15 protein-coding genes are annotated in these 12,922 nt (G+C 41.8%); 3 read left to right on the plus strand and 12 right to left on the minus strand.

Features of this window, described 5'->3' with window-relative positions:
• Positions 1-22: 22 nt before the first annotated feature.
• The 4 genes from fusA to FTV04_RS09770 all read right to left on the minus strand — a co-directional run bounded on the left by fusA (position 23) and on the right by FTV04_RS09770 (position 4,929).
• The gene (gene fusA / locus FTV04_RS09755; RefSeq protein ID WP_180004228.1) at positions 23-2,158 is read right to left on the minus strand and encodes an elongation factor G; all 2,136 of its coding nucleotides are present in this window, start codon (positions 2,156-2,158) and stop codon (positions 23-25) included.
• 131 nt (positions 2,159-2,289) lie between these two features.
• A complete protein-coding gene (gene rpsG, locus FTV04_RS09760) occupies positions 2,290-2,760 on the minus strand; it encodes a 30S ribosomal protein S7 (RefSeq protein ID WP_005011815.1) in 471 nt (156 codons plus the stop codon).
• A gap of 178 nt (positions 2,761-2,938) precedes the next feature.
• Positions 2,939-3,313, minus strand: a complete 375-nt coding sequence (rpsL, locus tag FTV04_RS09765; protein WP_000246374.1) for a 30S ribosomal protein S12 — start codon at positions 3,311-3,313, stop codon at positions 2,939-2,941.
• A 155-nt stretch (positions 3,314-3,468) separates the two neighbouring features.
• On the minus strand, positions 3,469-4,929 hold the full coding sequence (locus FTV04_RS09770) for an EcsC family protein (protein WP_180089344.1): 1,461 nt from the start codon (positions 4,927-4,929) through the stop codon (positions 3,469-3,471).
• Positions 4,930-5,202: 273 nt separating this feature from the next.
• On the opposite strand from FTV04_RS09770, the gene FTV04_RS09775 reads away from it, so the two are divergent.
• Together FTV04_RS09775 and hemJ are read left to right on the plus strand one after the other, a co-directional pair.
• Positions 5,203-6,432 (plus strand): beta-ketoacyl synthase N-terminal-like domain-containing protein, encoded by a 1,230-nt coding sequence (locus FTV04_RS09775; protein WP_078190050.1) that lies wholly within the window; start codon positions 5,203-5,205, stop codon positions 6,430-6,432.
• A gap of 68 nt (positions 6,433-6,500) precedes the next feature.
• Complete coding sequence (gene hemJ, locus FTV04_RS09780) at positions 6,501-6,953, plus strand: protoporphyrinogen oxidase HemJ (protein WP_180022661.1); 453 nt, start codon at positions 6,501-6,503, stop codon at positions 6,951-6,953.
• 69 nt (positions 6,954-7,022) lie between these two features.
• Here hemJ and FTV04_RS09785 read toward each other — a convergent pair whose 3' ends face one another.
• From FTV04_RS09785 to FTV04_RS09820, 8 genes are all read right to left on the minus strand, one after another.
• Positions 7,023-7,211 (minus strand): hypothetical protein, encoded by a 189-nt coding sequence (locus FTV04_RS09785; protein WP_180089345.1) that lies wholly within the window; start codon positions 7,209-7,211, stop codon positions 7,023-7,025.
• A 104-nt stretch (positions 7,212-7,315) separates the two neighbouring features.
• Positions 7,316-8,284 (minus strand): hypothetical protein, encoded by a 969-nt coding sequence (locus FTV04_RS09790; RefSeq protein WP_180089346.1) that lies wholly within the window; start codon positions 8,282-8,284, stop codon positions 7,316-7,318.
• Positions 8,285-8,392: 108 nt separating this feature from the next.
• Positions 8,393-8,866, minus strand: coding sequence for a peptidoglycan-binding protein LysM (lysM, locus tag FTV04_RS09795; protein ID WP_180008199.1), 474 nt, complete (start codon positions 8,864-8,866; stop codon positions 8,393-8,395).
• Positions 8,867-9,057: 191 nt separating this feature from the next.
• Positions 9,058-9,294 carry an acyl carrier protein gene (gene acpP, locus FTV04_RS09800; RefSeq protein ID WP_078190054.1) on the minus strand — a complete coding sequence of 79 codons (237 nt, stop codon included), beginning with the start codon at positions 9,292-9,294 and terminating at the stop codon, positions 9,058-9,060.
• Between the two features lie 85 nt (positions 9,295-9,379).
• Complete coding sequence (gene fabG, locus FTV04_RS09805; RefSeq protein ID WP_180089347.1) at positions 9,380-10,114, minus strand: 3-oxoacyl-ACP reductase FabG; 735 nt, start codon at positions 10,112-10,114, stop codon at positions 9,380-9,382.
• Positions 10,111-11,091 carry an ACP S-malonyltransferase gene (gene fabD / locus FTV04_RS09810; protein ID WP_180066831.1) on the minus strand — a complete coding sequence of 327 codons (981 nt, stop codon included), beginning with the start codon at positions 11,089-11,091 and terminating at the stop codon, positions 10,111-10,113. Before fabD ends, fabG begins: the two co-directional genes overlap by 4 nt.
• Before the next feature lie 205 nt (positions 11,092-11,296).
• Entirely contained in the window at positions 11,297-11,479 is a 183-nt protein-coding gene (gene rpmF / locus FTV04_RS09815) for a 50S ribosomal protein L32 (protein ID WP_004279227.1), read from the minus strand.
• Positions 11,480-11,556: 77 nt separating this feature from the next.
• Entirely contained in the window at positions 11,557-12,114 is a 558-nt protein-coding gene (locus tag FTV04_RS09820; protein WP_078190057.1) for a DUF177 domain-containing protein, read from the minus strand.
• A 97-nt stretch (positions 12,115-12,211) separates the two neighbouring features.
• Here FTV04_RS09820 and FTV04_RS09825 point away from each other — a divergent pair, with 97 nt between their 5' ends.
• Positions 12,212-12,874 (plus strand): elongation factor P hydroxylase, encoded by a 663-nt coding sequence (locus FTV04_RS09825; RefSeq protein WP_180073190.1) that lies wholly within the window; start codon positions 12,212-12,214, stop codon positions 12,872-12,874.
• Positions 12,875-12,922: the final 48 nt, after the last annotated feature.

Raw genomic sequence — 12,922 nt, forward strand, 5'->3', positions numbered from 1 at the left:
TGGGCTTATAGTAATCGAAAGATTACTCGTCGTCACCTTTTTTACCGCCAGATTGGAACTTAGCGATGATGCCTTCAGCCACGTTACGTGGTGTTTCAGCGTATTTAGCGAATTCCATAGAATAAGTCGCACGACCTTGAGACATAGAACGCATATGAGTTGCGTAACCAAACATCTCAGAAAGTGGAACTTCTGCACGGATAGCTTTAGTACCACCAGGTAAATCGTCCATACCTTGAACAAGACCACGACGACGGTTTAAGTCACCCATGATATCGCCCATGTAGTCTTCTGGAGTTTCTACTTCAACTTTCATGATTGGTTCAAGCAAGATAGGATCTGCTTTCATGAAACCGTCACGGAATGCGTAAGAACCCGCCATTTTAAACGATAATTCGTCAGAGTCGACGTCATGGTAAGAACCATCGAACAATGTCGCTTTGATGCCAACCACTGGATAACCAGCTAGGACACCATTCTTCATACGTTCTTGGATACCTTTGTCAACCGCACCGAAGAATTCTTTAGGTACTACACCACCTACAACTTCTTCAGCGAACTCGTAATCTTTGCCAGCATCTTCAGCAAGTGGTTCTAAACGTACGTATACGTGACCAAACTTACCTTTACCACCAGTTTGACGTACAAACTTACCTTCTTGTTCAACTGATTTTTTGATCGTTTCACGGTAAGCTACCATTGGTTTACCAATGTTCGCTTCAACGTTGAATTCACGCTTCATACGGTCAACAATAATGTCAAGGTGAAGCTCACCCATACCAGCAATAATTGTTTGACCAGATTCTTCGTCAGTACGTACGCGGAATGAAGGGTCTTCTTTCGCCAAACGACCTAAAGCAACAGACATTTTTTCTTGGTCAGCTTTAGTTTTAGGCTCAACCGCAAGCGCAATTACTGGCTCTGGGAATTCCATACGCTCTAGTGTAATTACATTGTTTTCATCACATAATGTATCACCAGTCGTAGTATCTTTAAGACCTACACATGCTGCGATATCACCCGCACGAATTTCTTCAATATCGTGACGGTCATTTGCGTGCATCTGTACGATACGGCCAACACGTTCGCGCTTCATTTTAACTGGGTTATAGCAAGGGCTACCTGCTTTAAGCACACCAGAGTAAACACGTACGAATGTTAAGTTACCTACAAATTTGTCGTTCATGATTTTGAACGCAAGCGCAGAGAACGGAGCATCATCAGACGCTTCACGAGAACCTTCAGTTTCGTCTTTGTCGTCAAGGATACCTTTAATCGCCTCGACATCAGTCGGCGCAGGTAAGAATTCAATTACAGCATCCAACATACGTTGAACACCTTTGTTTTTGAACGCTGAACCACAAAGCATTGGTTGAATTTCATTCAACAATGTACGTGCACGTAAACCTGAAACGATTTCTTCTTTAGTTAACTCACCTTCTTCAAGGTACTTGTCCATGAGTTCTTCTGATGCTTCCGCAGCAGCTTCAACCATGTTAGTACGCCATTCGTTAGCCAGTTCAACTAATTCAGCAGGGATTTCGCCATATTCAAACTTCATACCTTGAGACGCTTCGTCCCAGATAATCGCTTTCATTTCGATTAGGTCAACAACACCCTGGAAGTTTTCTTCTGCACCGATTGGAACAACGATTGGCACTGGATTACCACCAAGACGTGTTTTAACTTGTTCAACAGCACGGAAGAAGTTCGCACCAGTACGGTCCATTTTGTTCACGAATGCAATACGTGGAACTTTATATTTATTTGCTTGACGCCATACAGTTTCAGACTGAGGTTGTACACCACCTACAGCACAGTAAACCATGCATGCACCGTCAAGAACACGCATAGAACGTTCAACTTCAATAGTGAAGTCTACGTGTCCTGGGGTATCAATTACGTTAATACGGTGCTGTTCGAATTGGTTACCCATCCCTTTCCAGAAGCATGTTACTGCCGCTGAGGTAATAGTAATACCACGTTCTTGCTCTTGTTCCATCCAGTCTGTAGTTGCAGAACCTTCGTGAGTTTCACCAAGTTTGTGACTCTCACCTGTGTAGAACAAAATACGTTCTGAAGTGGTAGTTTTACCAGCATCAATGTGCGCAGAGATACCAATGTTACGATAACGAGAAATTGGGGTTTGACGAGCCATGATTTCTAGCATTCCTAAATTTTGTTGTTTAAAACAGGACGCTTTAAGCTGCATAGCAACTTAAAGCGATTCGATGACAAAACAGTGACAACTGATTTGTCACCCTCCTGAATAGGGGCTGTTTTATCCGCTTAGAAACGGTAATGAGAGAAGGCTTTGTTGGCTTCAGCCATACGATGCACATCTTCACGTTTTTTGATCGCTGCGCCTTTACCTTCAGCTGCATCAAGCAACTCACCAGCAAGACGTAAAGCCATAGTTTTTTCAGAACGCTTAGCAGCAGCATCTACTAACCAACGCATAGCCAAGGCAGTACGACGGGATGGGCGTACTTCCATAGGCACTTGGTATGTAGCACCACCAACACGGCGTGCTTTTACTTCGACCATAGGACGAACTTTTTCAAGAGTAGTCTCGAAAAATTCAACTGGGTCTACTTTAGATTTTTCTTGAACGCGGTCTAAAGCACCGTAAACGATACTTTCAGCAATAGATTTTTTACCATCTTGCATTACGTGGTTCATGAATTTAGCGATTGTTTGGCTGCTGAACTTAGGATCCGGAAGGATTTCACGGGCAGCAACTACGCGACGTCTTGGCATTTTAATACACCTAATAAATATGACACTTCAGGTTACTCCAGCAGGTGCACAAAGTGTCATGTGCTTTCGCTGGCCTTACTATACGTCGCTTGGAATTTTCACAAAAAATGCAGAAATCAGACAAGCGAGACGATAAAGGATTGCAGTTCTAACGAACTAAGAAGTTAATCTTTTCAGATTATTTCTTAGGACGTTTAGCACCGTATTTAGAACGAGACTGGTTACGATCTTTAACACCAGCACAGTCTAAAGAACCACGAACGGTATGGTAACGTACACCCGGTAAATCTTTAACACGACCACCACGGATAAGAACAACACTGTGCTCTTGTAGGTTATGGCCTTCACCACCGATGTAGCTAGAAACTTCGAAACCTGAAGTTAAGCGAACACGGCAAACTTTACGCATTGCTGAGTTAGGTTTTTTAGGTGTAGTTGTGTAAACACGTGTACAAACACCACGACGTTGTGGACAAGCCTTCAACGCAGGAACTTTAGATTTTTCAACTAAAGTTGTACGACCCTTACGGATCAACTGATTTGTTGTTGCCATTTGGCAATTCTCCCGTTAATAAAAAGCCCCAAAAAATACTACTTTTTGAGGGCATGCAATTGTAAGCGAAGACTTAAAATTGGTCAACAATATACGATCATCGAAAACATTTATTCATCGTGATTTGCGCAATTTTTCACCCACAAATAAATAGTTTATTTTTCAGAAGAATCTGCTGATTTTTTTGTAACTTTATCTACGGCTGCTGTTTTGGCTTTACGCGGCTTAGTTTTGGGTGCAGCTTTTTCCACTGGGACATCCTCCTGCTGTACAGATTCCAACACATCAAACTCATCTTTTTCAGCTAAAGTAGGTTTTTGCGCAGCCCCGGGTGCATGAGGCTCAACAACTTTCTCCGCAAGTGCCTCCAAACCTTCTGAGACTTTTTGTTCCTGCTCTACTTCCACTTCGGCTGCATCAGAGTTTTTAACTTGTGCTTTTTTGATGACTTTTACTGCGCGGATACTCTCATGACCTGCAACATCTATGGTCTGATCTAGTACCGGCTCAGCCAAATCAATATCTTTCGCCTTAATACCTTCTAGTAATTTAGGTGTTGCTTGAGCAAGCAACTCAAGAGAACGCTCATAGGCATGTAAAGGTGACAAGCTAATATCCTGATGCTGCAAAATATATTGGCGCGCATTAGAAAAGACTTGCTGTGCCTTCTGATTCACTTCATCCACTAAACGGCGACTATACACTACACTTACACCAACACTCGCCACAGGAGATAATCGTGATAGCTGATTTAACAATGAAACTTTTGGCATTTGATTGAGCCATGCCCACTTAAACTGACCATTTTCATCTAGTACATATTTTTTCAATGCTGCTGCATCAGTATCTGAACCCACCAATTGCTGCAATTGATGTAAATCACTATTTTGTAGCGTACTACTCAGAGCTTTTATTGCCATAAGCAAAGTTTGTTTTTCTGCAATTAAACTCAAGTCGACCTGTTTAAAAATAAACTGAACAATATCTTGGTCACTTTCTTTGCTTAAGTCGAAACCATAAGAACGTCCAACTTGATAAATCACTCGCAGAGTCATAATCAGTGAAGCAGGGATATCAATACTTGAACCAATGACACCTGTCGCACCTGTTAAAGCCCCTTGAATCGAAGCAATCCATTTATTTTGCTCACCCAGAGCCTGACTAATACGACGCGAACGATCGACATCTTGTGTCAACTCTTCTAAATCACGTACGCCAGCTTCATCAAGCACTGCATCTACAGATGAAATATCCGAACTAAAATGATTCAATCGATCAAAAAGATAGTCAGAAATCTTGTCGCTAAATTGAGGGGCAACAAAATTAGCTACATTATTTACGGTATTAAAATGTCGACCGAATAATTGTCTAGAAACATTCGGAACATGTTCACGCAGAATTTGCTGCGGATTATCATATTTTTTCACATCAAATACGCTCATCTGACGTGACTGACCTTCCAAGGTTTGACCATTCTTTTGTGGCTGAATGACCTTAGTTACAGATTCGGGTGCAACATGATTGATAATAGACACCCCTGTAGAACTGAGCTTTTTAGCCACTCCAAAGGCGTTTGAGAGCAGACCAGCCGTTGGTTTATTATTCGTTTTCGCCATTCCCTACCCCATTCAGACTATTCTTGAAATTCTTGATAAATACTAGGTGTAGTCAAACTTTATCACAACTTGAATATGTATCTTTAAGTTAAGTTTTTTGCTGCATCGTTGCAAATTAGCTCAGTCAAAAATAGGCATAGGATTTGCCATAAGAATTCAAAAAGCTTTCTGCTATCATTATTCCAATCAAATTATATGAGTTCGTCTATTTAGAAAGTTTCCTTCGTATACTTTCAATAGCTTGCTCACACACTACCTATAAAGGATCTGTAGATGAAACGTGTTGTAATCACTGGTATGGGCATCAACTCATGCATTGGTAATACATTAGAAGATGTCACTCATTCTTTGCAAAACGGGATTTCTGGAACACGTTTCAACCCAAGTTATGCTGAACTTAATTTCAAAAGTCATGTCAGTGCGGCTGCAGAACAAAACTTTGACGGTATTGACCGCCGCTTAAAACGCTTTATGGGCGTATGCGCAATGTATGCATACAACTCAGCTTTGGCTGCAGTAGAAAATGCAGGCTTAACAGCAGAACAAATTGGTGGTAATCCACGTTACGGTATTGCGGGTGGGTCAGGTGGTGGTTCAACTGCATCTGTTGTTGAAATGAAAGAACTTCTAGACACTAAAGGTGCACGTAAAGTTGGTCCATTCTTTGTACCACGTAACATGACCAACACCATTACCGCAAACGTGGGTGTTGCATTTAAAATGCAAGGTATTGCACACACCATTACTAGCGCATGTGCAACATCTGCAGATGCCATTGGTTATGCATACAACCTGATTCAATTGGGCAAACAAGACTTAATGCTTGCCGGTGGTGGTGAAGAAGACCATTGGTCACAAAGTCTTTTATTTGATGCAATGGGCGCACTTTGTTCAAAATATAACGACACTCCAGAGACTGCTTCACGCCCTTACTCTGCTGACCGTGACGGTTTCGTGATCGCAGGTGGTGGTGGCTTCGTTGTACTAGAATCTCTTGAACATGCTCAAGCACGTGGCGCAAACATTTTGGCTGAAGTTGTCGGCTATGCAGCAAATTCAGATGGCGCAGACATGGTTGCACCATCAGGTGAAGGTGCGACTCGTTGTGTCCTGATGGCGCTTGAAGAAGCAAAACAACACGGCGTAGACAAAATTGACTATGTAAATACACACGGTACATCTACTCCGGCTGGTGATGTTACTGAACTTAAAGCGATGGAACGTGCTTTCGGCGAAGGACAAGTTCCTCCGCTCAGCTCGACTAAATCAATGACAGGTCACAGCCTCGGTGCTGCAGGTGTACAAGAAGCGATTTACTCTATTTTGATGATGCAAAATGACTTTATTGCACCAAACATCAACGTGACTGAACTTGATGAAGGTGCAAAACCTTTTGATATCGTACTTGAAAAACGTGATGCAAAATTGAATACTGTGATGAGTAACAGTTTTGGTTTTGGCGGTGTAAACGCTTGCCTCGTTTTCAAAAAATGGGAAGCTTAATATAAAGTTTGCTGCTTTGGCGCTTCGGTGCCAAAGCACACACCCACCGCCCTTTTAAGGGTCAATATATGGATGCTCCATCAGATGCTTTCCTCTGGGTCAAAGCATTACATATCATCGCAGTTGTTTGCTGGTTCGCAGCGCTATTTTATCTCCCTCGCCTTTATGTCTACCATGCCATGAGTGATGATGCTACGAGTCATCAGCGCTTTCAAATCATGGAACGCAAGCTATATCGCGGCATTATGTGGCCCGCAATGATTGCTACACTGATCACGGCGCACTTCCTCGTCGATTGGGGTGATGCAACTCGACACTACCATGAAGCGCTTTGGTTCTACCTAAAAGTTGGATTAGTTGGACTATTGGTGATTTATCATTTTGTATGTGGTTATTACCGTAAAAAGCTTATCGAAAATGCACATTATAAATCGCATAAGTTCTGGCGTTATTTTAATGAAATGCCAACTTTGATTTTATTTGCGGTTGTCATTTTAGTGGTCGTGAAGCCAAGCTTCTAAACGACTGTAAAAAAGCCCCTACTCATTGGGGCTTTTTTATTTCTATACCAAAATGTTTATATACAAAAACTACAACTGCACACAGCTATCTAAAATATTCCAATTGTGTGCTCTAAATTGCTCACGCGGATACGACACTTCAGCACACAACACCCCCTCTTTCTTAAAGAAACGTCGACCGTGGCTATTTTGACTCAACTGCGTTAAATCAGTCGCCCCCTGATTCAACAAATTAAAAATCATAATACGATTATTCAAAATGTGCCCTGCAAGCACAGAGCGCCCCAAGGCACCCCCTCTATATTGGACAAAGTATTGCCCAAATAGTTTTTGATATGCCAAGATGAATACTGTCCCTGTTTTTAACCACCCTGCATCCTAAACGAATCATAAGAAAGCTCAGATAGCTGTGCCGCCTCTTCATATTGCTTAAACAATTGATTTGCAGTTTGATTTGGCAAATACAACCAATACATCAAGGAGGTATTCCAGCCCGATGATTGCTGCACCTGCTTCAACACCGCATATACACCATAGGCTTCCAATTGCGCTGCTGAGCGCAAACTTAACTGACTGGCACTTAAAGGCTCTAAATAAACAACTTGTCCAGTCTTTAATTGCTCATTACGTATAATTCGAACATAACGTGCCAGCCAGCTTTGAATCAGCATCCTTTCAACCAATGAGATCGGGCGCTCAAGCATCTGCTGCAATCTTTGATATTCAGCCATATATGCATCCAGCTTATCCTCTTTATTTAACGCAATATTGATCTGATAAAGGATCGCCAACTGATTTAAATACTTAAAGTCTGGATATGCGGAATTGCTCGGCATACTTAAACTGCGGTATTGGTCTGCATGCTGCAACCATGTGTTAAAGCGCTGCAACGGCACCTTTTCTTGCTGTATCAGCGCACCGAGCACCTGATGATGCTCAACAACAAATGCGCTAGCTGCCTTAGGATCATCGACCAGCAATTGCTGAAACTCCGCAACTAAATTCGTCTGTTCTTCTGACCACTTTTCACGTGTTAGCTTCGCATTCAATGGCTGGCCCAATACATTCTGATGCTCTTGCCCCAACAAACTAAATGCCCAATCTTGATGATAACGATAGCGCCCAACATTCAATGCCGAAAACCGATCTGCGGCATTCAGCCCAAGCAAGTTAAAATACGGCTCTTGTGTGTAATTTGAATGATAAGAAATTTCAGACTGCTGCCACTTGAGCACCCGAGGATCAATACGCTCATCCCACCGCAGCCAAAGACAAAAACACACAACAACTGCAAGCAACAGCAAGAAAATAAAGATGATTTTTTGTTTCATTGATTTCTTATTTTGAATTATTTCAGCCGCATTATATTCAACTTCACCATTCACGCATACAAAAAAAAGCCATCACAAGATGGCTTTTTTTACTTTAAACACAAATATTTATGCAGGAATACGAAGCACCTGACCTGGGAAAATGTCATCGGCATTTTTTAGCAAAGGACGGTTTGCTTCAAAAATTTTATTGTATTGATTTGCATCACCATAAAATTCTTTAGAAATCTTAGAAAGATTATCGCCTGATTTAACTGTATAAAATTTACTTTCTGGTTCTGGCGTTGCTACAGTCAACTGATCATCCACTTGCGCCACATGATCAATATTCCCTACCGCCAAGATAATCTTTTCACGATCTGCTTGGCTTTGCACCTGACCTTTCACTGTTGCTAGATCTGAAGTCCCGTTATAACTCACAGACAAGCCAGTTACAGGTAAGCCCAGTGCTTTGATATGACCCAATAACTTATTGGCAATTTCTTGTGCAGATGGTTCAGAAGGTGTTGCTGGCGCTGCCTGAGGTTCTGCAGGCGCTGTATTTTTTTTACCAATTCCTTTTACAAAATCAAAAAGACCCATGTTTTTCTCCGTTGTTTTTACTGTTTTAAATAATTTAACTATTATTCAAACTCTATTTTTATAGCTAAAAAATAACCGCTTTTGAGTTGTTGTTGGTGACAGAAACGTAAGCTAATGTAAAAACAAAATATTCAGCATAAAAAAAGCCACCGAATGGTGGCTTTTTAAATCAGCATCGCTGAAATCTAAAATTAACCTAGTTTCTTAGAAACATAGTCAATTGCAGATTGTACAGTAGTGATTTCGTTTGAATCTTCATCAGGAATAGTGATGTCGAAATCGTTTTCGAAAGACATAACTAATTCAACTAGGTCTAGAGAGTCTGCACCTAAGTCATCCATGAAAGAAGCTTCGTTTTTGATCTCGTCTGCTTTAAGACCAAGTTGTTCAGCTACTGCTTGTTTTACGCGTTGTTCGATATCGCTCACAGGAATTCTCCTCATTGCTTGTGGCGTTTTTAATGCCGTTAGTTTAATTGAATCTAAATCGTTTTGAAAGTTTATACTTGAGCGCTTAGCTCATGTATAAACCACCATTTACATGTAATACAGTTCCGGTAATGTAACTTGCCTTTTCAGAAGCAAGAAAACTTACGGCATTTGCGATATCTTGCGGCTCACCTAAACGGTTTAAAGCCACTTGATCACTCATCTTTTTACGAATTTCTTCGCTTAACTGTTCTGTCATTTCTGTTGCAATAAAGCCCGGAGCCACTGCATTTACAGTGATTTGGCGGCTTCCCATCTCTTTTGCAAGGCTGCGACCAAAGGCCTCAATCCCTGCTTTTGCAGCAGAATAGTTTGCTTGTCCTGGGTTAGCAAAATGTGCAACCACAGAACTAATATTAATAATTCGGCCAAAACGTGCTTTGGTCATACCCTTTAAAACACGTTTAGAAAGTCGATAAACGGCTTTCAAATGAATGTTGAGAATGTCATCCCAATCATCTTCTGACATACGAAGTAACAAATTATCTTTGGTAATACCCGCATTGTTCACCAAAACCAATACAGAACCAAAGTTTTGCTCAATGTCTGATACCAATGCATCAATTGCAGTTGCATCACGTACATCTAAAACTCTACCCGCACCTTTTTCAGCAAAAGCTGCAGATAATTTTTCTGCACCCGCTTCTGAAGTTGCAGTACCTACAACAAAATAACCGTCTTGAATCAATTGCTGAGCAATTGCTGCTCCAATCCCTCGGCTCGCACCTGTTACTAAAGCAACTTTGCGTTCTTGTGTCATGCAATTTTCCCTTCTGCCACTAAAATGGCATTCAGTGCATCTTCCATACGACCTTTCGTGTCGAGTGGGAATGCTTTTTCAATATTTGGCAAACGTTTTGCGAGATTCGCAAGGACATTACCCGGACCACATTCAGCAATGTACTGAATACCTTGGTCTTGCAAATACTGCATGGTCTTTGTCCACTGTACAGATTGGTATAACTGTGCAGTTAACGCCTGACGTAATTGCGCTACATCAGTCGCGATTTCAGCGCCTACATTTTGTATTACAGGTATAGTAGGCAGCTCAATGGCAGTTTGTTCCAATGCTGTCGCAAACTGTTCAGCAGCAGGTTTCATCAATGCACAATGCGATGGCACAGAAACCGGAAGTGCGATTGCCTTACCGCCATTTTCTTTAGCAGCAGCCATAACCGCTTCAACCATGGCTTTATCGCCAGCAATGACAACTTGACCTTGTGCATTGTAGTTTGCAGCATCTACTGAACCTGGGCCTTCTGCTTGAGCACAAAGTTCAATGACTTTGGCATCATCTAGACCCAAAATTGCCGCCATTGCACCTTGACCTTCAGGTACAGCACTTTGCATTAACTGACCACGTAGGTTCACCAGTTTAACGGCATCACCTAGGCTCATCGCACCTGCAGCAACCAAGGCGCTGTATTCACCTAATGAGTGACCTGCAAGGTATTTCGGTGCAACACCACCTAACTCTAACCACACACGCCATAAAGCAATACTGGCAGTCAGTAGTACAGGTTGAGTAAATTCTGTTTGGTTTAACCCTTCACCACTTTGAGCAATTTGCCAAAGATCAAAGCCAGCCGCTTCTGATGCTTCTGCAAATGTTGCTTGCACAATACTAAACTGTTCTGCAAGTTCAGCGAGCATGCCGACTTTCTGTGACCCTTGACCCGGGAACACGAATGCAGTTTTAGTAGCTTGAGCTGCTTGCTCGAGTTGTTTAGCAGACATAAAAAAATCCTTTATCAAGACTGGTGAATTTATGCTATTTGGACATTTATTCAACACAATCCCATGTAAGCTTGTTTCAGGGACGGAAATTTAACACTTAATTTTTGTCTTGGTAATTGCCAAATGCAACAAAAAATCGGTACAAAAAAAGGGAGCTTAACGCTCCCATTTTTTCTACTAAGCTTGACGCTTAATACATCACCAATTATTCAGCAGATGCTTTAGCGAATAATTGACGACCACGGTAGATACCATCTTTAGATACGTGGTGACGACGGTGAGTCTCGCCAGTAGCTTGGTCTACAGTTAATGCATTCTCGGTTAAAGCGTCATGTGAACGGCGCATGTCACGGCGAGAGCGACTTTTACGGTTTTGCTGAACGGCCATGATGGCTCCTTACAAAGATCGAAAAAATGGATCAGAACAAATTCGATTGTCTTATACTCAAGAGTATAACACAAAAATTAGTTAAGTTTACCCTTCAAACCTGCCAAAACATCAAACGGGTTGTCCCGTTTTTCTTCAACAAGCTCTTCAGCGGCAGGTTGATGCTTATGTTCACAAGCGTCGTGCTTAGGTGACAAAGGCATCAACAATAACAATTCATCCTCTATCAGTGAGAGTAAATCAGCAGTCGCAGGTGCATCATATGAACCTTTGGTTGTTGCTTCACTTTCACCTAAAACGATGAAATCAGCATCCTCATCCAAGCGCTCTATCAGTGACTCGTCATCTACAAGAGCTAGATGAAAACTTAAAACAAGTGGAATCTCAACAGTATCCAGACAACGCTGGCATTCCATTGGAACATTTGTTTCAACATGACCATCTAGCCATACAATGCGATGATAAGCATCCATTGATAGCTTACAGTCTATGTTAATCAATTGATCATCAATTGATCCAACAGCTTCACGAGCAATACGAACAAAGCGAGATAATGGCAGTGTTCCTGACCATTTAAAGCCCTGTTCAGCCCATTTAAACGGCTCAATCTGTGCCGGAAAGGTATTTGCTGACATAATTAAGGCGGCAATTCTACAAATTCATCAGTACTCTGTCAAAGATTAAGATACAATTTTGTACTTATTTAGACAGACCATTTGGGTAACTTAAGTTATGCATCTGTTGCAGCCGCAAACAGAAGTGAATGTTTCATCACTTATGAGCACAATTTCAACGCTTGATTCTGACATTTCAACCGACCAAGTGCAACTCTCGGCTTGGGAGAAACTTTCCACAGAAACAGAACACGTCGATTGGCTCATCTTACACTTTAATCATTGGTTTTCCCACCTGAATGTGAGCTTAGTGAAAGGTGACTTTGAGCCCGAGTACTTTCCTGCTGATTCAAACGGCCCTGCCCGTATTCAATTTGCTCATGGTTATTTCAATAGCGCTTTGCATGAAATTAGCCATTGGACTATTGCTGGCGAGCAACGCCGTTTACTTCCCGATTTAGGCTATTGGTATGCACCTGATGGTCGTAGTAAAGAGCAACAAGCCCTCTTTGAACAGGTAGAAATTAAGCCCCAAGCGATCGAATGGTTATTTGCCAAAGCCTTTGGACGTAAGTTTCGTGTATCACTCGATAACCTCACTGGTGAAGGAGGAGATGGCAGCAGCTTTAAAGATAATGTCTATGCACAATTACAGGCTTATTTTAAAGGTGAAGCCAAACTTCCACGCGATGCTTGGCGCTTTATCCAATGCATTTGCCACTGTACACGTGCTGGCAAAATGTTACAGGCGAATGAATTTCAACGTGAAATGCTTGATTAAATTATACAATTTGACTGCATTTCACGTTGCACAAAGCAAATAGACCGC

This window comes from Acinetobacter sp. YH12219 (assembly GCF_013417875.1).
Taxonomy (GTDB): Bacteria; Pseudomonadota; Gammaproteobacteria; order Pseudomonadales; family Moraxellaceae; genus Acinetobacter; species Acinetobacter amyesii.

What these genes read in the sequence shown, in the direction of transcription:
- fusA (WP_180004228.1), bottom strand. Translation starts at nt 2,158, where the DNA reads ATGGCTCGTCAAACCCCAATTTCTCGTTATCGTAACATTGGTATCTCT.
- rpsG (WP_005011815.1), bottom strand. Translation starts at nt 2,760, where the DNA reads ATGCCAAGACGTCGCGTAGTTGCTGCCCGTGAAATCCTTCCGGATCCT.
- rpsL (WP_000246374.1), bottom strand. Translation starts at nt 3,313, where the DNA reads ATGGCAACAACAAATCAGTTGATCCGTAAGGGTCGTACAACTTTAGTT.
- FTV04_RS09770 (WP_180089344.1), bottom strand. Translation starts at nt 4,929, where the DNA reads ATGGCGAAAACGAATAATAAACCAACGGCTGGTCTGCTCTCAAACGCC.
- FTV04_RS09775 (WP_078190050.1), top strand. Translation starts at nt 5,203, where the DNA reads ATGAAACGTGTTGTAATCACTGGTATGGGCATCAACTCATGCATTGGT.
- hemJ (WP_180022661.1), top strand. Translation starts at nt 6,501, where the DNA reads ATGGATGCTCCATCAGATGCTTTCCTCTGGGTCAAAGCATTACATATC.
- FTV04_RS09790 (WP_180089346.1), bottom strand. Translation starts at nt 8,284, where the DNA reads ATGAAACAAAAAATCATCTTTATTTTCTTGCTGTTGCTTGCAGTTGTT.
- lysM (WP_180008199.1), bottom strand. Translation starts at nt 8,866, where the DNA reads ATGGGTCTTTTTGATTTTGTAAAAGGAATTGGTAAAAAAAATACAGCG.
- fabG (WP_180089347.1), bottom strand. Translation starts at nt 10,114, where the DNA reads ATGACACAAGAACGCAAAGTTGCTTTAGTAACAGGTGCGAGCCGAGGG.
- fabD (WP_180066831.1), bottom strand. Translation starts at nt 11,091, where the DNA reads ATGTCTGCTAAACAACTCGAGCAAGCAGCTCAAGCTACTAAAACTGCA.
- rpmF (WP_004279227.1), bottom strand. Translation starts at nt 11,479, where the DNA reads ATGGCCGTTCAGCAAAACCGTAAAAGTCGCTCTCGCCGTGACATGCGC.
- FTV04_RS09820 (WP_078190057.1), bottom strand. Translation starts at nt 12,114, where the DNA reads ATGTCAGCAAATACCTTTCCGGCACAGATTGAGCCGTTTAAATGGGCT.
- FTV04_RS09825 (WP_180073190.1), top strand. Translation starts at nt 12,212, where the DNA reads ATGCATCTGTTGCAGCCGCAAACAGAAGTGAATGTTTCATCACTTATG.